We start from the raw sequence: 22986 nt of genomic DNA on the forward strand, positions 1-22986 counted from the left end.
CTCGTCCGGGCGTGGTTGACCGGAGCACCCCGACCCCGTAAGTTACCGGCCAGTAACACGGGCGGGCACCGCGCCCGCCGGCGAAACGAAGGATTCGGCGATGAGCACCACCGGGACAACACTGGCGCTGTGGCGGAAACTGGCGAAACTGCCGCTGGGAACCAGGATCTTCTCCTGGGGGGTGAGCTGGCGCGCCCCCTACTTCCGCACGATCCGCCCGCACATCACCGAACTGCGCCCCGGTTACTGCGAGGTCCACGCCGCCAAGCGCAGGCGCGTGCACAACCACATCGGCACCTTCCACGCCATCGCCGCCTGCAACATGGCCGAGGTCGCAGCGGGCGTGCTCACCGAAGCCAGCATCCCCACCACCCACCGCTGGATCCCGACCGGCATGACGGTGCGCTACGTCGCCAAGGCCGCCACCGACCTCCGCGCGGTCGCCGAACTCGACCCGCTACCCGCCGCCGACGACACCGCCCGCGACTGGGTCGTCCCGGTCCGCATCCTCGACACCGCCGACAAAACCGTCGTCACCGCCGACATCACGATGCGCGTCTCCCCCCGGAAATCCCGCACCACGGCGGCGAAAACGTCCTGACTACACCGCGGGAGCGGTGGCCTTCATCCAGGCCCACTCCCCCGGTTCGGGAGCGCCGACCAGTTTGAGGCCCGCCTTGCGCAGGGTCCGGGCGATGGCGGTGTTGTCGACGTGGGTGTGGGCGCTCAGCGTGCTGATGCCCATGGCCGCTGCCTCCTCGACCAGCTTCTCGGCCAGTGCCGAGCCGACGCCCCTGCGCTGCCAGTCGTCGCGGACGATCAGCGCGAGCTCGCCGATGTCGTCGTCGTACATCAGGTTCCCGAGCGCGATCACGTCGCCGTCCGGCGCCTGGACCAGCAGGGCGCGCCCTAGCGCCGGGGTCAGCAGCCGCTGGAGGCCCTTCTCCCCGGACGGTCCGGGGCTGAAGTACCGGCGGTAGCGGGCCGCGCTGGAGCAGCGCTCGTGGAACTCCGACACCAGCGGCAGATCGTCGCGGTCCGCGACCCGCACCGCCAGGTCCGCGCCGCCGACGGTGATCCGGTCAGCGTCCCTGCGCATCCGGGTGCGGCAGTCCTGCGCCAGTTCCGCCATCGCCCGCGCCCGCGCGTACTCGGCGGGGGTGAACGCGGCCCCGGCCCGCTCCAGCACCAGAACGCCACCTCCCGGGGCGGGCAGGGTGATCGTCGCGTCGTCGAGCTCGTCGGCGGACTGCTCCTCCTGCCAGTGGACGTCGATCTCCCCGAGCACCCGGCGCAGCACCCGGACCAGCTCGGAGCGCCCGTTGACCAGGTCGGCGGCCAGGTTCAGGACGCGGGTCGGCACGTCGTCGAGCTCGTGCACGTCGGCCGGGGTGGCGGTCGCGTCGCGGCCACCTGCCTCGATGACGGCGGCGATCAGCTCGCCCTCGGTCACCCTCGCCGGGACGTGCAGCAGCACCTCGTCCACCGCACCGTCGATGGTCGGGTGCACGTGGACCGTGCGGATGTTGCCGCCGAGCGCGGCGAGACCGGCCGCCAGGTGCGCCAGCCGACCGGGGCTGTCGGTCACCGAGGCGCGCAGGCGCCACAGCCTGCGGGAGCGGTCGTGGACGTCCTCGACCTCGACCGGCCGCGCGACCGGGCGGCGCCGGCGACGCCGCCACAGCCGCCGGACCAGCGCGGCGACGATGAGCACCCCGCCCAGCGCCATCAGCGCGTAGGAACCGCTGGAATGCGTCTGCATCCCGGCGACGAACAGGTGCGCCGCACCCGCCGCGAGGAACAGCGCGGCCAGCTCGACGAGTTCGCGGGTCCAGTCTCCCCGGCCCCGCTGCGCCGAGTGGACGTCGGTGTCGTGCGAGTTCTTCCTGGGAGTCATGCCGCCATCATCGGCGGCGCTTGTTGCTGCGACTTCGCCCGCGGTGACGCAGCTGTTAAACGGTGACCAGGTTCACCGCTTCTGACCATAGGTCGAGAACCGCTCGGCGCACCGGGCGAGTTCGGCGTCGTCGAGCACCTTCGGCTCGCCGACCCGGGACGCCGTAAGCCACAGCTGGCACAGCCACTCCAGCTGCTGCGCGCGCCCGTACGCCTGGGACAGCGTCGCGCCGACCGTGACCGTGCCGTGGTTGCGCAGGATGCACCCGCCGCGGCCGGTCAGCGCCGCCGACATCGTCTCGGCCAGGCGATCGCTGCCGAAGGTGGCGTAGTCGGCGACGATCACGCTGCCGCCGAACTCCGCGAGCTGGTAGTGCACCGCGGGCACGTCGTCGCGCAGCAGGGACAGCGCGGTCGCGTGCAGGGAATGGGTGTGCACCACCGCTCCGGCGTCGTGGTCGCGGTAGGCGGTCAGGTGCATCGGCAGTTCCGATGTCGGCTTCAGACCACCCGACACCACGGTCCCGTCGAGATCCACCAGCGGGATGTCCTCGACCGCCAGCCGGTCGTAGCCGACCCCGGACGGCGTCACCGCGACCAGATCGCCGCAGCGGACCGACACGTTGCCGGAGGTGCCGACGACCAGGCCGTCGGCGGTCATCCGCCGGGCGATGTCGATGACCTCCCGGCGCCGCTCCTCGAACTCGCTCAACACGCCACTCCCGATGAGTCCGAAGTGGACTCGTAGGACCCGATCGCGGCGACCTTCTCCGCCGAGGCCGAGGACTCGTCGAACCGGTGGTCCAGCCACTGCGAGGCCAGCGTCCTGGCGAGCTCCAGGCCGATCACCCGCTCGCCGAAGCACAGTACCTGTGCGTTGTTGCTCAGCACCGAGCGCTGCACGGAGTAGCTGTCGTGCGCGGTCACCGCCCGGATCCCGGGGACCTTGTTCGCGCTGATCGCCACCCCGAGCCCGGTCCCGCACACCAGCAGCGCCCGGTCCGCCCTGCCCTCGGCGACCATCCGCGCGGCGTTGACCGCGACGTGCGGGTACGCGGTGTGGTCGTCGGTACCGACCCCGACGTCCACGACCTCGGCGACCCTCGGGTCGTTCTCCAGGTCCTTCTTCAGCGCGTCCTTGTAGGACAGTCCGGCGTCGTCGGAACCGACTACGATCCGCCAGGTCGCCTGCTCGGTCATGCTCGCACTCCTCGTATCACATCTCGAATGTCCGTTGTGGACAAAGCTTCAGCGCGCGCCCTCGCCGGTCAGCACACCGGCGATCTCGTTGAGGGCCAGCGCCAGCGAGGTGGCTCCGGGGTCGGGGGTGCCGACGCTGCGCTCGGCCAGCGGCCGTGCCCGGCCGGTGCGCGGGGTGAGCTCGGCGGTCCGCTCGGCGGCCCGGGTCGCCTCCCGCGCGGCCTGCTGCCACGCGTCGCGCCCGCGCGAACCGTCGGCGACCGCGCTCCGCAACGCCTCGACGAACGGGATCAGCGCGTCGACGAGGGTCTTGTCCCCCGCTTCCGCGCGCCCGAGGCGCTGCACCGCGTTGAGCGCGGCGGCGGCTCCGGCCGCCAGGTCCTCGGCGGTCGCCGGGCGGTGGTCCGGAAGCAGATCGCCGAAGGAGCGCAGCGCGGCTCCCCACAGCGCGCCCGAAGTTCCGCCGGCCTTGGCCGCCCAGGCGTCACCCGCGGCCACCAGCACCGCGGAAGGTCCGACACCCTGCGCGACCACCGCGTCCGCGGCCTCGACCGCTGCGCTGCTGCCCTTGGTCATGCCCCGGCCGTGGTCGCCGTCGCCGGCGATGGCGTCGAGCCGCCCGAGTTCGTCCTCCGCCGCGCGCAGCACGTCGGCCACCGAGTGCAGCGCGCGGACCACGGTCGCGGCGGTCGCCTGCCCCTCCTCCGGGGCCACGACCACGACCGGCTCGTCCACCGGCGCGGACTCGACGACCTCGGCGCTGTCCGGCTCCGAGACCGTCACGGCGTTGCCCTTGCGGTAGGCGGGGGTGTCCGCCGGGGCGCTCCAGAGCCGCTCCAGCTCCGGGTCCAGCCAGGTCAGCGTCAGCGAGCAGCCCGCCATGTCCAGGCTGGTCACCAGCTCGCCGACCTCGGGTTCGACGACCTCGACCCCGGCCTCGGCCAGCAGCCGGGACGCGGTCGCCCAGACGACGAACAGCTCCTCGTACTTGGTCGCGCCGAGGCCGTTGAGGATCGCGGTGACGCGCGGCGGAACGCCCTCCGGCGCCTCCGCGAGCACGCCGTCGACGAGGATCTTCGCCAGCTCCGAGGCCGACGGCATGTCCCGCTCGGACACTCCCGGTTCACCGTGGATGCCCAGCCCGAGGCCCATCTTCCCCTGGGGCACGTGGAAAAGCGCCTCGCGCTGACCGGGCAGGGTGCAGCCGTCGAAGGCCACGCCGAGGCTTCGGGTGCGGTGGTTGGCGTGCTCGGCGACGCGGACGACCTCGTCGAAGTCGTAGCCCTCCTCGGCCGCGGCGGAGGCGATCTTGAAGACCACGAAGTCGCCGACCACACCGCGCCGCTTGGCGCGTTCCTCGGCCGGGGCGCTCGCGATGTCGTCGGTGACGACGACGTTGTGCGCGCGGATGCCTGCGCGCTCCAGGCGTTCCACGGCGAGGCCGAAGTGCATGTTGTCCCCGGCGTAGTTGCCGAAGGAGAACACGACGCCACCGCCGTTGTCGGCGGCGCGGCCCACCGAGTAGGCGTCCTCCGACGACGGCGAGGTGAAGATGTTGCCGATCACCGCACCGTCGGCGAAGCCGGGGCCGACCACGCCGCAGAACGCCGGATAGTGCCCGGAACCGCCGCCGGTGACCACGGCGACCTTGCCCCGCCGCGCGCGCCGGGAGCGCACCACGCCGCCGGGCACCGCGCGGACGTGACCGGGGTGGGCGGCCACGAATCCGGCCACCATGTCTTCGGTGAACGACGCGGGGTCGTCGTACAAGCGAGTCATTCGCCCGCCTCCTTCTGGGTTTCCTGCCAGACCGGCCGCGCCCGGTCGATGGCCGCCAGGTACTCGCGGTAACCGCGTTCGTAGAACTCGACGGCGCGCGGGTGCGGCTGCACGACGTGCCGGTCCGCGGCCCACTGAGCGCGGTCCACCGGCTCGCCGAGCGAGTCCCACGCGGTCATGGCCGCACCGCGGCCGCCGACGCACTGCTCGTCCGGCACGTGCAGCGGCCTTCCCAGCACGTCGGCGAAGATCTGGCTCCACGCCGCGGAACGGGCCCCACCACCGCAGGCCGAGACGGTGCCGGTCAGACCGGCGGTTTCGAGGTTGTGCCGGGCGGCGTAGGCCACCGCCTCGCACATCGCCCGCACCAGGTCGGCGGGCCTGGTCTCCAGCGACAGCCCGGTGAACTGGCCGCGGGCCCGCGGCTCGACGAACGGCGCGCGCTCGCCGGAGCTGGACAGGAACGACAGCGCCGACACCCCGCCCGCGCCGGGCTCGCTGGCCGCCAGCAGCGCTTCCAGCTCGCCGACCTCGGCGCCGACCATCGACAGCACCCAGTCCAGGTTGGCGGTGCCGACCATCGCGGGCATGACCCGCAGGAACCGGTCCGCGCGCGGGGTCGCCAGCCACATGCCTGCGATCTCCTCGCCCGGGTCGATGCCGACCTCGTCCCGCAGCACCTGGCAGCCCAGCGTCGTGCCGATCACCAGCGAGCCGTCGCCGACCGCGGCGATGCCGGAGCCGAGCGCGCACGCGGGCAGGTCGAACGGGCCTGCCGACACCGGCAGCCCCGAGGGCAGTCCGAGCCGGCGGGCCATGGCGCTGTCGAGCGCGAACAGCTTGCCCGGAGGCGCGGGCTCGGCGAGCAGCCTGCGCTGCGACTCCAGCCCGCACGCGGCCAGCGCCTCGGCGGAGTAGGTGCGGGTGGGCACGTCCAGGAACGGCAGCGACGCGTCGGAGGCGTCGACGGTGATCTCCCCGGTGAGCCGCTGGATGATCGCGTCGACGCAGTAGCCCGCGACCTCGGCCCGCTCCAGCCGCTCCGGATCGTGCTCGGCGAGGTGCGCCAGCAGCGGACCGGCCGAGCCGGGGAACATGCCGGCCCCGGTCAGCTCGTGCACGCGGCGCAGCACACCGGCGTCGTGCCAGCGGTCCAGCACACCCGAGGCGCGCGCGTCCAGCCACGAGATGGCCGGACCGACCTGGTGACCGGCCCGGTCCCGCAGCCACAGCCCGTCGCCCTGACCGGTGATGGCCAGCGCCTCGATCGGCTCGGTCGCCTCCGCGGCCACCGAGCGCACGACGCTGAGGACCGTCTCGAGGACCTCGTCGAGGTCCTGCTCGACCCGACCGCCGGGCAGCCTGCGCAGGGTGCTGCGCACACCGTGGGTGACCGTCGCCGCGCCGTCGCGGCCCAGCAACGACGCCTTGGTCACCGACGTTCCGACGTCGACTCCGAGGATCATGGGCGCAGACCCTCGATCCGGTCCAGCACCTCCGGGTTCGCCACGAAGCGGGGCTGCTCGCCGGACAGGAACCGGGCGACCTCGCCGGCGACGATGTCGGCGGCGCGGTGCGCGGTCTGGCGGGTCGCGCCTGCCAGGTGCGGGGTGGTGATCACGTTGGGGGCGTCGAACAGCGGCCATTCGCGCGGCGGCGGTTCGATGTCGTAGACGTCGACGGCCAGCGCACCGAGCCTGCCGGACTTCAGCAGCCCGGGCAGCGGCGCGTAGTCCAGCAGCCCGCCGCGGGCGGAGTTGACCAGCACCGCGCCCTCCGGCAGCAGCGCCAGGTTCTCGGCGTTGAGCAGGTGCTTGGTCTCCGGGGTGAGCCGGGCGTGCAGGCTGACCACCGAGCTGCGGCGCAGCAGGTCGTCCAGCCCGACCAGCTCGACACCGTCGCGCGCGGCGTCCTCGGCCTTGACGAACGGGTCGGCCACCAGCACGTACGAGCCGAAGGCGGCCAGCACCCGGGCGACGATCCGGCCGATCGCGCCGTACCCGACGAGACCGACGGTGGAGCCCTCCAGCTCGATCCCGGCGTTCTCGTAGGCGTAGTAGTCCCCGCGCCAGTTGCCCGACTTGAGCTCGGCGTCCGAGCCCGGGATGCGGCGCAGCGCGGCCAGGATCAAACCGACCGCGAACTCGGCGGCGGCAGCGGCGTTGCGGCCCGGCGCGTAGCTGACGACCACGCCGGCCTCGGTCGCGGCCTTGAGATCGACGTTGACCGGGCCGCCCCGGCAGACGCCGACGAACTTCAGGTCGGGGCTCTTGGCCAGCACGTCCGCGGTGAACGGCGCCATCTGGGTGGCGACGACCTCGATCCCGGCCAGCGCCTCCAGCAGCTGCTGCTCGGTGCCGCTGGCCTCCTGGACGTTGCCGACCGGGCCGAAGGGCTCCACCGGCCACGGCAGCTTCAGCTCGCTGAACTCCAGCGAGTGGTCGCCCGCGCGGTTGCGCAGCGCTTCGACGAACACCTCGGGAGCGACGAAGTGGTCGCCTGCGGCGAGAACACTGGTCATGAGGACTCCTTTGTCTTCCGGCGTGCGAGCGGGGTCAGTTGCCGACCGGTTCGGGCAGCGACGACACCAGCCGCCGCCGCACGTCGTCCAGGTCGGTGGCGATGTGGCTGGCCCCGGCCAGCGCGTCCTCGGCGGGCGGGTAGTCGGAGTTGGGGATGGCCACCACGGTCATGCCCGCGGCCGCTGCCGCGCGCAACCCGTTGCTGGAATCCTCCACCGCCAGGCACTCGGCCGCGTCCCGGCCGAGCTTGCCCGCGGCCGCCAGGTAGACGTCCGGGCTGGGCTTGCCGCTGGGCACCTCGGCGCTGGAGACGGTGGCGCTGAAGTAGTCGGTCAGGCCGTGCCGGTCGAGCACGGCGTCGATGAGCCGCCGCGGCGCCGAGGAAGCCAGCGCGATCGGCGCCCGCTGGGCGGTCTCGGTGACCATCGCGAAGGCGCCCGGCAGCAGCTCGATCTCACCGCCGTCGAGCGCGGCGATCATGCCGTCGACCACGATGCGCTCGGTCTCGGCCGCCGGCTCGGCGGCGTCGCTGAAGCGCGCGAGGAACTCCGACCACTCCGGCGCGCTCATGCCCTGGACCTGGCGGGTCTGCTCCGCGGTCCAGGTGCGCCCGCGGTCGGCGGCGAACGCCGTCCACATCCGCTCCCACAGGTGCTCGCTCTCGACCAGCACGCCGTCCATGTCGAAAACGACCGCGCGGTGCGCGCCCGTGCCGGGCTGCGTCATGCCCTCAACCTCCCGCAATCCACTGATGACCCCAAATTAACACTCATAGCGTTAAGTGTCACTAGTCGAATGATAGTTGCCCGTGCCAATCACCGCCGCGCTCCGGACGAGGCAAGATGGCCCCATGTCGTCCGCATCGAAGAAGCAGTCCCCGCGGCTCCAGCGCCAGCAGCAGATCGTCGACCACGTGGTCGCCAGCGGCTTCGCCAGCGCGGCCGAACTGTCGACGCTCACCGGGGTCAGCCTGATGACGGTGCACCGCGACCTCGACGACCTGGTGACCCGCGGCCTGCTGCGCAAGTTCCACGGCGGCGTCTCCGCCCAGCCCTCGACGGTGTTCGAGAGCAGCTCGGACTTCCGCCTGCACACCCACACCAGGGAGAAGGAGGCGCTGGGCGCCGAGGCGCTGAAGCTGGTCACCCCGGGGATGTCGGTCATGATCGACGACTCGACCACCGCGCTCACCCTGGCCCGCCTGCTGCCCGACGTCGGTCCGCTGACGGTGGTCAGCAACTACCGCCAGGTGCAGGAGGCGCTGCGCGAGGTGCCCGACATCAGGCTGATCGGCCTGGGCGGCGAGTACTCCCGCACGCACGACTCCTACCTGGGGCTGCCGTGCCAGGAGATGGTCAGCAGCTTCTCGGTGGACATCGTGTTCCTGTCCACCTCGGCGATGAACGCGGAGATGACCTACCACCAGGAGCAGGAGATCGTGCTGGTCAAGCGGGCGATGCTGGACTCGGCGAGCACCCGGGTGCTGATGATGGACGCGAGCAAGGTCGGCCGGGCGGCGCTGCACCGCTTCGCCCCGGTCAGCGCCTTCGACCACGTCCTGCTGGCCGGGGAGTTCGACGCCGGCCTGGTGGAGGCCATGCGCGAGCACACCGACGTCCGGCAGGCCGCGCTGAGCTGACCTCCACATGACGAACGAAGAGATTTAACATGACTATTGATAAATCTCGCTCGTCGTATGAACATGGTGCGCGACGTTAGCGAGCTCGACGCCCGTCCAGCGCCATCTCAGCCCCGAGCGGCCACCTCCGCCCCGGTCCGGCGCTCCCCGGCCCCGAGCCGCATCAGCACCTCAACGTGGAGGTTTGGCGTGTCCACAGCCACTCCTACGGGATCCAGATCCCTGCTCGACCGGTGGGGTTTGCCGAAAGCGCTGGTCTACGGCTACATCGGCGTCCTGCTGTTCATGATCGGTGATGGAGTCGAGTCCGGCTTCATCTCGCCCTACATGGCCGACCACGGCGCGGGCACCGACGTGCACGCCGGCTACGTGATCACCGTCTACGGCATCGCGGTGATGATCGCCTCCTGGTTCTCCGGCGCCCTGTCGGACGTGTGGGGTCCGCGCCGGGTCATGATCATCGGTTTCGTGATCTGGGTCGTCTTCGACGTCCTGTACCTGGTGTTCGCCCTGGGAACGCAGAACTACGTGCTGATGCTGGTGTTCTACGGCATCCGCGGGTTCGGCTATCCGCTGTTCGCCTTCGGCTTCCTGGTGTGGATCACCTCGACAGCACCCAGCGCTCGCCTCGGTGCGGCGGTCGGGTGGTTCTACTTCGCGTTCACCGGCGGCCTGCCCACCCTGGGTTCGCTGTGGGCGAGCTGGACCACGCCGTTCCTCGGCCAGCTCGGCACCCTGTGGTCGGCGCTGGTGCTGATCGGTCTCGGCGGCGTGTTCGCGCTGTTCGGGGTCAAGGAGCGCACCGGCTACCAGCGGCTGATCCCCGACGACGTCACGCTCGGCGAGAGCCTGGGCAACAGCGTCTCGGTGATCTGGACCCACCCCCGGGTCTTCGTCGGCTGCATCGTGCGGATCATCAACACCGCACCCGAGTTCGGCATGCTGGTGTTCCTGCCGCGGATCTTCTCCGACGGCCTCGGGTTCGGCGAGAGCAAGTGGCTGCAGCTGCTGGCGATCATCTACGGCACCAACATCGTGTTCAACCTGATCTTCGGCGTGGTCGGTGACAAGATCGGCTGGCGCAAGACGATCGCGTCCTTCGGCGGGATCGGCTGTGCGATCAGCGTCGCGCTGCTGTACTTCATCCCGGTCTGGCTGGGCCCGGACTACTACTGGGCGGCGGTGCTGGTCGGCATGCTCTACGGCGCCACGCTCGCCGGTTTCGTCCCGATCTCGGCGCTGATCCCGTCGATGGCCCCGTCGAACAAGGGCGGTGCGATGGCGCTGCTGAACCTGGGTGCCGGTGGCGCGACGTTCGTCGGCCCCGCCATCGCCAGCCTGTTCTTCCCGCTGGTCGGCGCGGCGGGCGTGACGATCATCTTCGCCGCGCTCTACGTGGTGGCGGCGTTGCTGACCACGCTGCTGAAGCTGCCGAAGGACGCCGAGCAGGCGATCCAGCAGGGCAAGAGCCTGCAGGAGGTCGGCGCCGACACGCGCTGACCGCTTCACCTTCCGCCCGCGCCCTTTCCCCCAGGGGCGCGGGCGGATTCCCATGCTCCCGTCGTCCCGTGCGGTGACCAGGAAACGACCGTCCTGGGTCAGCGCGGGCAGGCCTGTCGCGTCTGTCCCTCCAGTACGTGTCGCGTCCCCGTCATCGGTTCGAGAACCGTTGCGGTACCGCCGGAATCTCGGAACGCCAGCATCGGGACGTCAGCGGAGTCGACCGCCAGCACCGGGTCGGACAGCGCCGAAGCGTCGACGGACACCAGCCGTTCCCAGCCGACCCGCTCGGCGAGCACCACGACACGGCCGGAGGCCACCTCCCGGAAAGCCGCGAACCCGAACCCACCGGGCGAACGCGCAACCGCTACCCCACCCGAAGGCCGGAACTTCTCCGGTGGGGCAACCAGTTCGAAGCGACCGGCCTGCCGCCAGTGCAGCAGCCCGGAGCGTGCGGTCGCGAAGACGTGCAGAGCCGCTTGGCTGTCCAGCGTGATCGCGATCTGGTCGGCAAGCTCGGCGCCACCGATGTCGACCCAACCCGATCCCTGATCAACACTGACTCCGCCTCGGCCGTTCCGCACAGCGACAACAACACCGGCCTGACCGGCGATCACCGCAGGCGGACCGACGTGCGTCACCCCGCCGCCGGGTGGACGCCCGAGATTGACCCACCGCTGCCAGCGCCCCGAAAGATCCTGCCGATTCAGGAAGATCTCACCGGTTCCGCTCGCCTGCACCGCCAGCACCAAGGCTCCCGAAGGACCAGGTGCCAGCACTGGCGACCCTTCAAGCGGGACGAACCCGGGCGTGCTCACGACGCGGTTCCCGACATGGACCCGCTGACCCGAGACGAACGCGAACACCGGTCTGCCACGGATGTCCGTCGCAGCCCACGCCGGACTTCGGGGCCATCGAAGGCGCATGCTGCGCAACCACGTCGCATACGGGTCAAGCATGCTCACGACAGGATCGTGGACGGCGTATCTGCCAAAGGTTTCCCGTTTCTCAGCAACGAGATTCCCTGGAAGATTCATTGGAGAGTCCGCGATGTTGTAGTCACGGTAGCGGTAGGTGTGCGTACGGCGGTTCCCGAGCGCCGCCATCGCGAACCGCGCGGTCATCACGTGGTCAGGATGATTGAAATGCGGCTCCCACTGCGGCTGGTACCGAGGATCGGGCTCCGGGTCGTGTGTCCGGAGCACCGTCGGCGCGAACCGCTCATACAGGTCGGCAAGCATGCTGATCACCTCTTGTCTGTCGTATGTGGAACTTCTGGTCAACGCGGAACCATTCGGCACCAACGTGTTCACCCGACTGCGGCCGTCCTGCCACATCCGGGTCAGCGCGTGACGGCCTCCGACCGCCGCTGGGTCGTTGTCGTCGGGCAGGTTGACGAACACCAGCCGTATCTCGGGCCGTGCGCGCAGGGACGCGATCTCCACAACGTGCCGACCGCGCAGCACCGTTTCCAAGCGGTCCCAGTCGTCCGCCACTCCGGCCATCTGCGCGAAAGCGGCTCTGGTCCCGGCCTGCCGCTGGGCGGCGTATTGATCGGCCGGACGCACGTCACTCTCGCCTGCGGTCAGGTAGATGCTTGTGACCGCCGCACCCGACCGAATCGCGATCTGGACATCGGGATTCATGAACAGGATGTCGTCGTCAGGATGCGCAACCACCTGCACATGACTTCGTTCCGGCGCCGCAGCACTCGCTCTTCCCTGCACGAGCGCAGCGACAACCAGCAGCAGAACCGTCGCACGCAGAATCAGCACGGCAGCCTCCTGCGGATCGGTAGCGACAGGAACGCGGCGAGCCCCGCGCCCAGGCCGGCCAGCAGTGCTCCGAGCCAAGCTCCAGGCGGGTTCCAGCTGATCCGCAGCACACCGGCAGCACGACCGGGCGGGACGTTGACCTTGAGCAAGCCCGCCGAGGTCGCGGCGGTTGGAACCTCGCGACCATCCACAGTGGCCTCGTAGCCGGGCCAGGCGAGGCGTGCGAAGAAGATCTCGCCGCCACTCCCCTGGTCGCGTCGGAATCGCACGGTCTCCGCTTGCCCCTTGTCGAGATCGTCCAGGGGTTGGACACCACGTGCAGCGCTCAGCCGCCCCTTCTGCCAGGGAGACGGGGAATCACGGCGGAGCACGGTGACGTCGGCGTTTCGCTCGGACAGCGACCAACCGGCCGGTGGCGCCGACACCTCGGTGAGACTCCGCTGCACCACAATCTTGTCGATCTTGAGTTGGTCGGCCAGGACGAACCCGGTCTCGTCGGCCACCCACAGCCTCGGATAGGCTGAGGCACACGTCGAACCGTTGTAGCTCAAGCACAATCGCTCGTGCAGCGCTCGGTAACCAATACCGGTGTAGGCCGAGAGACTGCGAACGCCAGCGACCGCCGGCATGTTGCCGAACAGCAGATGGCGCCACGGTCGCCGGGACTCGATGTCCGCGCCGGGAATCCGTTCGAACTGGGCGATCTGCGCGACCGTTCCGCGATCACCGGAGAACTGGGAGCGCAGTTCACCGACATCTGTGGGGAAGTTGTAAGTCGCGACATCCCGGTTCGCCGGGAACCACCAGATCTGCAGTACGAGCATGAGCACCGTCCCGAACTGGAGCACTGCTGCACGCACCTGCGAACTGCGAGAGACGAGCACCAAACTCACCAAGAGGAAAATCGCGCCGAGAGACACGAGATGCTTGACCGACTGCGATGGCCATGCGGCAAACGACAGGTAGGCACATCCCAGCAATGCACCGGCGGTCCAGAAGGTCCGCTGCCGGAAGTGGCTGGTGCGCACGCCGAAGGACAACACCACCGCGAACAGCACGGCCACGGCCAGGTGCAGAACCGCGATGTGCCGCAACGGCCAGCGGAACAGCCACGCGTTCGACGGTCCGAGGCACAGGAGGAAATAGCACGCCGCCACCGCGACCGGAGCGGCGCAACGCCGCCACTCGCGAACTGCGGATCGCCAGTTCAGCCAGGGCAGCAGCGGCACCACGAACCACGCGAGGTAGGTCGTGGGCACTGTCATCCGGAACGAACCGAAGGACAGGATCTGCGGCACGAAACTCGGCATGCTGATGTTGATCAGATCTCCGATGCCGGGAACGAGCCTGCCGACGTTGAACAGCTCCAACCCCGACCGCCAGCTCACCGAGCCGGTGAGCACCAGCGGCAGGAAGATCAGGGGAACAACGAGCGCGACGGCCACTCCGGTTCCCAGGATGCGGTGTAGCGCGACGGTTTTCCCGATCACGGACTCGATCAACAGGCCGGCGAACACGAAGCACATCGCAAGCACGCCGTACGGGTCCCCGGCTGATGCGCACAGGAAGCAGAAGATCCAAGGCACGAACACCGGGAACTTTCCGCGGCCCATGCGTCGCAGCGACCACCAGACCCACGGGATCCATGCCAGTCCCAGGAGTCCGCCCGCCCAGCTGGCGGCTTGGAAGTACAGCACGAATCCCGAGACCGGGAACGCCGTTCCAAGCACCGACGCGGCGGCCCGCGAAGCGCCGTACTCGCGGCACAGCAGGTAGGTGCCCACTCCGAGGATGACGAGGAACTGCGTCTTGATCACGGTCGCGGCGACGGCCAGGTCACTGATCCCCACCACCAGCAGGAAGTCGAGGAGGTTCACCGGATTCCAGATGCCGAACAGCGACTCCGCCGCGAGGTTCCCGCCCATCCACAGGTCCGCGTCCAACGCCAACGGCCACTCCCCGGCGAGCAGGCGCTGCCCGAGCCGATGCCACATCGGCAGGAACTGCGCGGCGCTGTCGTCCCAGAAGTAGAACGCGGGATTCACCAGCACCGGAACCTGCGCCAGCAATGCCACCAGCACCCCGACCAGCCCGGCCCCGAGCAGGTCGCCGTGCGGCCTGTGGGTCAGTGCCGCCCGGCTCAACGTGAAGGTCACCGGGAGCACGAGGAGACCACCGAGGATCGGCGCCACCACCGGGCTGACACCGAAACCTGCCACGAGCACGCCGACCGCCGCGGTGCTCAGCCCAAGCGTGGCCAACCCGCACACGGGGTACAGCGCGAACGAACGCGCGGCGGGAACGACTCCGAAGGTGAAGCGGCAGTTGAGCACGTAGGAGCAGATCATCGCCACCGCAGTCGCGATGACGTGCGCGACGACGAACGGCAGCAGCGTCCAGAGCCCGAGGTACACCGCGCAATGCACCCCGGTGTTCGCCGCGCCCACGGCTGCGAAGCGCAGCACCCGGTTGCGCGTGATCTGCTCCCACATGGCTTCTCCCTGGAAAAGTCCCCGTCATCCCACCCGGGAAACGGACTTCAAGCGCTGCTGCCGAACCGGCATGAGTTCCGGCCCTGACTCCTTCACGAAGAAGTGCGGTCGCCGCTTCACTTCGAGGTAGATCCGGCCGAGGTACTCACCGATCACACCGAGGAACAGCAACTGCATTCCGCCGAGCACCGCGACTCCCGCCACCAGCGTTGTGTAGCCGGGAATCCGTTCTCCGCCGCTCAGCGCACCGAGGACTACATGTCCGACGTAGCCGCACGACAACACCGCCGCGAACAGGCCGAGGTAGATCGACAGCCGCAGTGGTTTGTTGTTGAACGACAGCAAGCCGTCGATGCCGTAGTTCACCAGCTTCCCGACAGACCACTTCGAACGCCCCGACTGCCTGGTGACGTTCCGGAACGACACTGCGGCCGTGTCGAACCCGATCCAGGAGAACAGTCCCTTCGAGAACCTGTTGCACTCCCGCAAGGACAGCACCGCGTCGACCGCTCGTCGCGACAGCACGCGGAAATCCCCTGCCCCGTCTTGGACGTTGACGTCGGCCAGGCGGTTGAGGAGCCGGTAGTACAGCCGCGACACCATCGAGCGCAGCAGTGGCTCACCTCGTCTGTCCCGGCGTGCCACGACCTGGTCGTACCCGGACTCCAGCAGCGGGAGCATGCGGTGGAGCAGCTCCGGTGGGTGCTGGAGATCGGCGTCCATGATGGCTATCCGGTCGCCGCGAGCGTGCCGCAGTCCCGCCAGGATCGCCGATTCCTTGCCGAAGTTCCGGCTCAGCGAGACGTAGCGGACGCCGGTCTCGACAGCCGACCACCGGCGGACCTCCTCCAGCGTCCGGTCCGTGCTCCCGTCGTCGACGAGGATCACTTCGCGATCCTGCGCGATTCCGGGCAGCACTGACGCCAGTGCGTCACGAAGCCGTGGCAGGGTCCGTTCTTCGTTGAAGCACGGAATCACGACGGAGAGAAACATGGCTCGGCTCTCATCCAGGTTCGGTCCGCGATGCGCGGGCAGGTCTTCCGGTCGAAATCGACCCTAGGGACCGCCCATCGGGCACCCCCGCCCGACACACCGACGCGTACTCCTGTCAGGAGAATCCGCCGAGACCTGCTACACGCCGAACCTCACAGCCCGGCGCACTGGTCGTGAATCGACCCGCCCACTTCGTTGGCCCTGCCCGCGTTGACCGGTGCCGGACTGTTCGCCGCGCAGGACAGAGACCCGTCGATGGTGTTGCCCGCTATGACGATCGGACTGCTGCTGGTGTTGCCGCGCAATACCATCGCACCGCGGACCCGAAGATCTTCGGCCCGCACAAGACCTTTCGTATCCTCGATCCTGATCCGATCGGATACTTCGCTCCGCGCCAGCCAGACTCCCGCCGCGCCCCGCGCATCGATCGGACCATCCACTGTGGAGTCGATGACGACCAGCACTGCCCCTGGCTTCACCCTCACCGGGCCTGACACCGAAGCGTTTCGCAGGCACAGCACACCATCCGCAACCTCCAGCGCAGGCTGAGGACCGCTCAGCGTCCGCGTGCAACTGGCGACCGGCACGGTCTTCGCGACCCGGTCCCTGCCACGATTGACGACGTCGAAGAACCCGCTCTTCACGCTCAACCGCTGGTAGCGCATGGTCAGCGCCGCGAGACGGGGCCGACCTGTCAGGACAGCGTGGTCAGCGCCGGTCACGATCTCCGCGGCATTCGGTGGATCGAGCTCGGCCGTGACCCGGTTGAGCGGATTCGACAGACCCATCAAAGTTCCGGGAGCGCTGGCAACGGTCCAATTGACCCGCGCCTGACCGGAAGACACGTCGAGCAGCGGTGAGTCGACGGACATCGAGTAGGGCGCGACCCCGGAAGGAACCGGCTCGTCATCCGTCGACTGGTCGATCGACAGCGACGACGTGTCCGGGTCGATGTGCATCCGCTCGGTGTAGAGCCTGCGATCGGTCCCGGTCTTGGGCCTACCGTGGTGCACGTAGTACAGCTCCCGCGAATCCGGCGACGCGATCACGCTCCCGTGACCGGTGGAGTACATGCCCTTCCGCTCGTCCTGATGCAGCACGGGATTCGCGTCGCTCTTCGTCCACGGACCGAGCGGGCTGGGCGCGACGGCGTAGCCCACGCCGTAGTAGGCGTGCGCGTAGTTGTTCGCCGAATAGGTCAGGAAGTAGAGCGGCTTGCCGTCAGCGGTGCGGGTTCTGATCGCCGTCGAACCCTCGGCCCAGCGCCGGTTCTTCTTCTGCCCCTGGGACTCCTCGTAGTCGTTGACGTGCGCGTTCTCCCAGGGCTGCGGGTCGGAGCCGTAGTTGAGGATCGGCGTGAACCCGTCCTTGCGCACCAGCGGCGGATCGTTCGGCGCTCGGTTGGTGTTGCGGTAGCTCGGGTGGATCTCGGGCATCGTCGCGCCCGCGGGGTCGTCCCACCACTGCGAGGTCAGCTCAACGGCGTAGATGTTGGATTCCTCGATGTACTTGCCGAGCTCGTGGTCCCACACCCAGTTGCGGTAGGCGTTCCGGGAGAAGTACAGGTAGATCCGGCCGTCGTCGAAGAACACGTTCGGATCGATGAACGGGATGTAGGTGCCCAGCGGCGCGGTCATGCCCTCCTCCAGCGTGTCCGGGGGCTTGCGCTGGGTTTCGTCCATGATCAGGTTCACGTCGTGGTAGTTCGGGTCGTACGGGAAGTAGTCCAGCGGCCGGTCGGCGATGTTGCGGAACGGTCCGGTGGGCGAGTCCGCGACCGCCACGCCGATCTTGCTGGGTTCCTCGAAGTCCGCGTAGGTGAAGTGCTCGGCCACGCCCTCGCGCATGCGCGCGGAGTAGAACAGGAAGTACTTGCCGGTCCTGGCGTTGTGGTACACCTCGGGCGCCCAGAACCAGTCCCGCCCCCACTGCTGGTTCGCGTCCAGCGCGCCGCCCGGAATCCGCTGCCAGGTCGTGAGATCCGCCGAGCGGTAGATCGCGAAGTGGTGACCGGGGTCGGCGCCCTCGGTGGAGTAGGCGAAGTACTCCCCGCTCACGGGGTCGCGCAGCACGAACGGATCGGCACCGGGCAGCGAGGCGTCGTTGAAGTAGGTGGCGTTCGACGCGGGCTCGGGCGGATCGGCGTGCGACGCGGTCAACATGGCTCCGAGCAGAGCCGGTACGACCAGCAGAGCCCTCCGGATGCCGACCACGGATCCTCCTTTTTGCCTACGCAGGGTGAAAGCCGCTTCACGATCAGTTGACCTTCGCGGGTGGACTGCGGGGTGTCAACACCCAGAGTTGGGAGGACCAAACCCTGATTCCCCATCTGGCCTATTCACCTGGCAGGCTGACGCGTATGCCGTCTGCACAGTCCTTCCCCCGCCGCAGCGCCCGGACCCAGGGCTTCACCCTCGGCGCACCCAGGAACTTCACCGTGTCCGGCGACGGCTCGTCGGTGCTGTTCCTCCGGTCGGCCAGCGGCACCGACCGCCGCAACGCGCTGTACTCGCTGTCGACCACCTCGGGTACGGAACAGCTGCTCGCCGATCCCTCGGCGTTGCAGGCCCGGGAAACCGTTTCCCCCGAGGAGCAGGCCCGGCGCGAACGGACCCGGGAACGGGGCAGCGGCATCACCGGCTACGCGACGGACCGCGAGGTCGCCCAGGCCGTGTTCGCGTTGTCGGGGCAGTTGTTCCTCGTCGACGTCCGCGCCGCCGAGGTCCGGGAGCTCCCGGCCCGGCAGCCGGTCGCCGACCCCCGGCTCGACCCGGACGGCAACGCCGTCGCGTACCTGTCCGGCGGCGAACTCCGCGTCATCAGCACCGACGGCTCGGGCGACCGCGCGCTCGCGGTGCCGGACAGCGACAACGTCACCTGGGGTGCGGCGGAGTTCATCGCGGCCGAGGAGATGAACCGCTACCGCGGGTACTGGTGGTCGCCGGATGGCACGGCGATTCTCGCCGCGCGGGTGGACGAAACGCCGGTCTCGCACTGGTACCTGGGAGACCCGGCCGACCCGTCCCGCGCGCCACTTCCGATGCGCTACCCGGCCGCCGGTGAGGCCAACGCCGAGGTGGCGCTGGCGTTGTTCAGCCTCGGCGGCGACCGCACCGACGTCGAGTGGGACCGGACCGCGTTCCCGTACCTCGTGGCCGCGCACTGGTCGGGCCACGGCAGCCCGCTGATCACCGTGCAGAGCCGCGACCAGCGGACGCAGCTGGTCCTCGCCGTCGACCCGGCGACCGGGGCGACCGCGGAGATCCACCGTGACACCGACCCGCACTGGGTCGAGATCAAGCCGGGCTGGCCCGCCTGGAACCGCCGTGGCGAGCTGGTCCGGATCAGCGCCCAGGACGGCGCGTACCGGCTGGTCGTCGGCGACCAGCCCTGGACGCCGACGACGCTGCAGGTGCGGGCCGTGCTCGACATCGCCGACGACGTACTGATCTCAGCGTCCGAGGACGACCCCGCCGAGATCCACGTCTACCGCGTCACCGCCGAGGGCGCGCACCGCGTCACCGACACCCCGGGCGTGCACACGGCGACCCGATCCGGCCAGGTCCTGGTCATCGGCACCGCCGACTTCGACGAGCCGCGCACCCGTTTCCGCGTGCACGTCGGCGAGCAGCAGGTCGCCGAGGTCAGCTCCCGCGCCGAGGACCCGGGCGTGGCCCTCAACGTCGAACTCCTCCGCCTCGGCGAGCGCAGGCTGCGCAGCGCGCTGCTCCTGCCCAGCGGCTACCGGCCCGAGCACGGCAAGCTGCCGGTGCTGCTCGACCCCTACGGCGGACCGCAGGCGCAGCGCGTGCTCGCCCGCCAGCAGGGCTACCTGACCTCCCAGTGGTTCGCCGACCAGGGCTTCGCCGTCCTGGTGACCGACGGGCGCGGCATGACCGGCCGCGGCCCCGACTGGGACCGCGCGATCGCGGGCAACCTCGCAGGCCCGCCGCTGGAGGACCAGGTCGACGCGCTGCACGCGGCCGCGCAGCAGCGCCCCGAGCTCGACCTGGACCGGGTCGCCATCCGCGGCTGGTCGTTCGGCGGCTACCTCGCGGCCCTCGCCGTGCTGCGCAGGCCGGACGTCTTCCACGCCGCGATCGCCGGCGCCTCGGTCTGCGACTGGCGCCTCTACGACACCCACTACACCGAGCGCTATCTCGGCAACCCGAACGACGATCCCGCGGTCTACGAAGCGAACTCGCTTATGTCCGACGCCGCGAAGCTCGACCGCCCGCTGCTGCTGATCCACGGCACGGTCGACGACAACGTGGTGCTCGCACACTCCCTGCGGCTCTCGGCCGCGCTGACCGCTGCGGCCCGGCCGCACACCCTGCTCCCGCTTCCTGGTGTCAGCCACATGCCCACCGACGAGAGCACCACGGAGAACCTGCTGCTGCTTCAGGTGGACTTCCTGCGCAGGACGCTGCCCGCCGCGAAGTGAAGCCGCCGCGAGGCAAGCCCTCGCGGCGGCTCGCCGTCACAGGATTTCGAGCGGAACCGCGTGTCCCGGAGCCGGGAACCGGGCATCCAGCGCGGCCAGATCCTCCTCGGACAGCTCGATCTCTAGGGCAGCGTGGTTCTGCTCGACGTGCTCCTCCGAAGCGGCCTTCGGGATCGCGCACACCCCTTCGGACGCGAGCACCCAGGCGATCGCGACCTGGGCCGGGGTGGCGGAATGCCGGTCGGCGATCCGGCCGAGCTCCGAGTCGCCCAGCAACCGCCCCTGCTCGATCGGCGAGTACGCCATCACCGGCAGCTCCTGCTGCCTGCACCACGGCAGCAGGTCGTACTCGATGCCGCGCCGGGTCAGGTTGTAGAGCACCTGGTTGGTCGCGATCGCCCGCCCCAGCTCGTGTTCCCACAGCTCCCGCAGGTCGCCCGGATCGAAGTTGCTCACCCCGAAGTACCGGATCTTCCCGCTGTCCCGCAGCCCCTCGAACGCCTCCAGCGTCTCGGCCAGCGGGGTGCCACCACGCCAGTGGAGCAGGTACAGGTCGATGTGGTCGGTGCCGAGCCGACGCAGGCTGCGCTCGCACGCCTCGACCGTTCCCCGCCTGCTTGCGTTGTGCGGGAACACCTTGCTGACCAGGAACACCTCGTCCCGGCGCCCGCTCATCGCCGCGCCGACGACTTCCTCGGCGCCGCCGTTGCCGTACATCTCCGCGGTGTCGATCAGGCCGACGCCCAGGTCCAGGCCCCGGCGCAGCGCCGCGACCTCCGTGTCCCGCGCCGAACTCCGCTCGCCCATGCCCCAGGTGCCCTGCCCCAGAACCGGCAGGTCACCGCCGCCGGGCAGCCGCAGGTGTCGCATCGTGTCGCACACTCCGCTTCTCGAATCGATCAACAGCTGGTGCCGGGCGCACCCGCACAGCCTAAACAGCTCAGCGCGGTCCCTGCGGAAGCACGGCGACCAGCTCGAACCCGCCTCCGGCCGCCGACTGCACCTCGAGCTCGCCACCGGCCATCTGCACCCGCTCGGACAGGCCCGCCAGGCCCGACCCGCCGGAACCGACGTCGACCGCGTCACCCCGGCCCGCGCCGTTGACCACCGAGACCCGCAACCGCCCCGCGCGCTCCTCCAAGCGCACCGTCACGTCCGCGCCCGGCGCGTGCTTCGAGACGTTCGTCAGCGCCTCCTGCACTACCCGGTACGCCGCACGTTCCACACCCGCCGCGAACTCCAGGCTCCCGCCGATCTCGTCGTACAACTCGACGGAAAGCCCGGCCTGACGAGCGCGCGCGACCAGCTCCGGGATCGCGCGCAGGCTCACGCTGTTCGGCTGGCCCGCGCCGGACAGCCCGAGCGTCGTGCGCATCTCGTCCAGCGCCTGCTTGGCCAGACCGCGCAACCGGCCCGCGGACTCCTGGGTCTCCGGCTCCCCGCTGGTCGCGGCGAGCGCGGCCGACTCGACCGCGATCAACGTGACGTGGTGGCCGACCGCGTCGTGGATCTCCCGCGCGATCCTCGCGCGCTCCTCGGCCCGCGCGGTCTCCTCCTTGGCCTCCAGCTCCGCCGCGGTCGCCTCCCGCAGCTGCCGCAGGCTCTCGGTGAGCTGGTGCCGCGTGGTCACCAACGCGCCCAGCGCCACCGGCGCACCCGCCGCGAACACCACGAAGCTCACCGTCAGCACGATCGCAGGCAGCGTCAACGACTGCTGGACCAGAACCGGCGTCACCGCCGCCACCAGCACCAGCAGCACCCCGCCGACCTGCCAGCGGAAATGCGGACGCGCCCGGCCAAAAGCGAACAGCGCCACCACACCCGGCGCCCACCCCAGACCACCGACGAACGCGGGCAGGCACAGCAACAGCACCAGACGCGGCCACCAGTGCCGCAACGGCAGCACAGCACAGGCGGACAGGGCGGACACCAGCGAGTACGACGAACCGCCGTCGGAGAAGAGCACCACCAGAGCCGGGACGACGATGACGAGGACCTCGCCCGGAACCCGCCGCCAGGTCTTGCCCGTCACCACCGCGTGCCGCTCCCGGAACCCGCGACCCGCTGCGCGATCAACGCGGCCTGCACCCGGTTCTCCGCACCGAGCTTGCCGAGCACAGTGGACACGTAGCTCTTGACGGTCGCCTCGGTCAGCCCCAGCCGCTCACCCACGTCGGCGTTGGAACGCCCGTCTGCCAGCAGGAACAACACCTGCCGCTCCCGCGCGGACAACGTCCGCACCAGACGCGCTTCCTCAGCGCTGTCGCCGAAGCTGCGGAACCGCGGCAGCAGCCGGGCCGTGATGCGCGGATCGAGCACCGCGCCACCCGCGGCCAGATCGATCACCGCGCGCACGAGCACGGCCGGATCCGCGTCCTTGAGCAGGAACCCGTTCGCCCCCAGTCGCAACGCCTCGGCGACGTAGTCGTCCAGGTCGAACGTGGTCAGCACGGCCGCGATCGGCGGATCGGGCAGCATCCGCAGGTCCCGCAGCGCCGTCAGCCCGTCCTTGCCCGGCATCTGAACATCGACCAGTGCCACGTCCGGACGGTGCCCCCGCACCGCCGTCAGCAGTTCCGCGCCGTTGCTCGCCTCGGCCACGACCCGGATGCGTCCCCCCTGCTCGAGCAGCACGCGCAGGCCACGCCTGAGCATCGCCTCGTCATCGGCCAGAACCAGCCGGATCGGGCGGGCCGCCGACGAACCGCCGGTCTCCCCGCTCACCACTCGTCACCTCCCCTGTTCC

General features: G+C 70.0%; 18 protein-coding genes. 4 read left to right on the forward strand and 14 right to left on the reverse strand.

What is annotated here, in order from left to right:
* The first annotated feature begins 100 nt into the window (after nt 1–100).
* Entirely contained in the window at nt 101–601 is a 501-nt protein-coding gene (locus ABD691_RS12340; protein ID WP_344679724.1) for a hotdog fold domain-containing protein, read from the forward strand.
* Here ABD691_RS12340 and ABD691_RS12345 read toward each other — a convergent pair whose 3' ends face one another.
* The 7 genes from ABD691_RS12345 to ABD691_RS12375 all read right to left on the reverse strand — a co-directional run bounded on the left by ABD691_RS12345 (nt 602) and on the right by ABD691_RS12375 (nt 8123).
* Complete coding sequence (locus ABD691_RS12345) at nt 602–1897, reverse strand: GNAT family N-acetyltransferase (protein WP_344679725.1); 1296 nt, start codon at nt 1895–1897, stop codon at nt 602–604. It lies immediately after the preceding gene.
* 72 nt (nt 1898–1969) lie between these two features.
* Nucleotides 1970–2608, reverse strand: a complete 639-nt coding sequence (locus tag ABD691_RS12350) for a class II aldolase/adducin family protein (RefSeq protein WP_344679726.1) — start codon at nt 2606–2608, stop codon at nt 1970–1972.
* Complete coding sequence (locus tag ABD691_RS12355; RefSeq protein ID WP_344679727.1) at nt 2605–3096, reverse strand: ribose-5-phosphate isomerase; 492 nt, start codon at nt 3094–3096, stop codon at nt 2605–2607. The genes ABD691_RS12350 and ABD691_RS12355 overlap by 4 nt, the downstream gene beginning before the upstream one ends.
* A 48-nt stretch (nt 3097–3144) precedes the next feature.
* Nucleotides 3145–4875: a dihydroxyacetone kinase family protein gene (locus ABD691_RS12360; RefSeq protein WP_344679728.1), complete on the reverse strand. Its 1731-nt coding sequence runs from the start codon at nt 4873–4875 to the stop codon at nt 3145–3147.
* The gene (locus ABD691_RS12365) at nt 4872–6341 is read right to left on the reverse strand and encodes an FGGY family carbohydrate kinase (protein WP_344679729.1); all 1470 of its coding nucleotides are present in this window, start codon (nt 6339–6341) and stop codon (nt 4872–4874) included. The genes ABD691_RS12360 and ABD691_RS12365 overlap by 4 nt, the downstream gene beginning before the upstream one ends.
* The gene (locus ABD691_RS12370; protein ID WP_344679730.1) at nt 6338–7396 is read right to left on the reverse strand and encodes a 2-hydroxyacid dehydrogenase; all 1059 of its coding nucleotides are present in this window, start codon (nt 7394–7396) and stop codon (nt 6338–6340) included. Before ABD691_RS12370 ends, ABD691_RS12365 begins: the two co-directional genes overlap by 4 nt.
* Before the next feature lie 34 nt (nt 7397–7430).
* A complete protein-coding gene (locus ABD691_RS12375; protein WP_344679731.1) occupies nt 7431–8123 on the reverse strand; it encodes an HAD family hydrolase in 693 nt (230 codons plus the stop codon).
* A gap of 124 nt (nt 8124–8247) precedes the next feature.
* Between ABD691_RS12375 and ABD691_RS12380 the strand changes: the two genes are divergently transcribed.
* Both ABD691_RS12380 and ABD691_RS12385 read left to right on the forward strand, forming a co-directional pair.
* Nucleotides 8248–9036, forward strand: a complete 789-nt coding sequence (locus tag ABD691_RS12380) for a DeoR/GlpR family DNA-binding transcription regulator (RefSeq protein ID WP_344679732.1) — start codon at nt 8248–8250, stop codon at nt 9034–9036.
* Between the two features lie 189 nt (nt 9037–9225).
* The gene (locus ABD691_RS12385) at nt 9226–10536 is read left to right on the forward strand and encodes an MFS transporter (RefSeq protein WP_344679733.1); all 1311 of its coding nucleotides are present in this window, start codon (nt 9226–9228) and stop codon (nt 10534–10536) included.
* A gap of 98 nt (nt 10537–10634) precedes the next feature.
* On the opposite strand, the gene ABD691_RS12390 is transcribed toward ABD691_RS12385, so the two are convergent.
* The 4 genes from ABD691_RS12390 to ABD691_RS12405 all read right to left on the reverse strand — a co-directional run bounded on the left by ABD691_RS12390 (nt 10635) and on the right by ABD691_RS12405 (nt 18009).
* A complete protein-coding gene (locus ABD691_RS12390) occupies nt 10635–12311 on the reverse strand; it encodes a PIG-L family deacetylase (RefSeq protein WP_344679734.1) in 1677 nt (558 codons plus the stop codon).
* A complete protein-coding gene (locus ABD691_RS12395) occupies nt 12305–14803 on the reverse strand; it encodes a GtrA family protein (protein WP_344679735.1) in 2499 nt (832 codons plus the stop codon). The genes ABD691_RS12390 and ABD691_RS12395 overlap by 7 nt, the downstream gene beginning before the upstream one ends.
* Nucleotides 14804–14827: 24 nt before the next feature.
* Nucleotides 14828–15796: a glycosyltransferase family 2 protein gene (locus ABD691_RS12400; RefSeq protein ID WP_344679736.1), complete on the reverse strand. Its 969-nt coding sequence runs from the start codon at nt 15794–15796 to the stop codon at nt 14828–14830.
* Between the two features lie 152 nt (nt 15797–15948).
* Complete coding sequence (locus ABD691_RS12405) at nt 15949–18009, reverse strand: glycoside hydrolase family 43 protein (RefSeq protein WP_344679737.1); 2061 nt, start codon at nt 18007–18009, stop codon at nt 15949–15951.
* Between the two features lie 146 nt (nt 18010–18155).
* Here ABD691_RS12405 and ABD691_RS12410 point away from each other — a divergent pair, with 146 nt between their 5' ends.
* Nucleotides 18156–20240, forward strand: a complete 2085-nt coding sequence (locus ABD691_RS12410) for a S9 family peptidase (RefSeq protein WP_344679738.1) — start codon at nt 18156–18158, stop codon at nt 20238–20240.
* 36 nt (nt 20241–20276) lie between these two features.
* Here ABD691_RS12410 and ABD691_RS12415 read toward each other — a convergent pair whose 3' ends face one another.
* From ABD691_RS12415 to ABD691_RS12425, 3 genes are all read right to left on the reverse strand, one after another.
* Nucleotides 20277–21110: an aldo/keto reductase gene (locus ABD691_RS12415; protein WP_344679739.1), complete on the reverse strand. Its 834-nt coding sequence runs from the start codon at nt 21108–21110 to the stop codon at nt 20277–20279.
* Nucleotides 21111–21180: 70 nt separating this feature from the next.
* On the reverse strand, nt 21181–22272 hold the full coding sequence (locus tag ABD691_RS12420; protein ID WP_344679740.1) for a sensor histidine kinase: 1092 nt from the start codon (nt 22270–22272) through the stop codon (nt 21181–21183).
* Nucleotides 22269–22964, reverse strand: coding sequence for a response regulator (locus tag ABD691_RS12425; protein WP_344679741.1), 696 nt, complete (start codon nt 22962–22964; stop codon nt 22269–22271). Before ABD691_RS12425 ends, ABD691_RS12420 begins: the two co-directional genes overlap by 4 nt.
* Nucleotides 22965–22986 lie beyond the last annotated feature (22 nt).

It is taken from the genome of Saccharopolyspora taberi (assembly GCF_039534165.1).
In the GTDB taxonomy this organism is placed as follows: domain Bacteria; phylum Actinomycetota; class Actinomycetes; order Mycobacteriales; family Pseudonocardiaceae; genus Saccharopolyspora_D; species Saccharopolyspora_D taberi.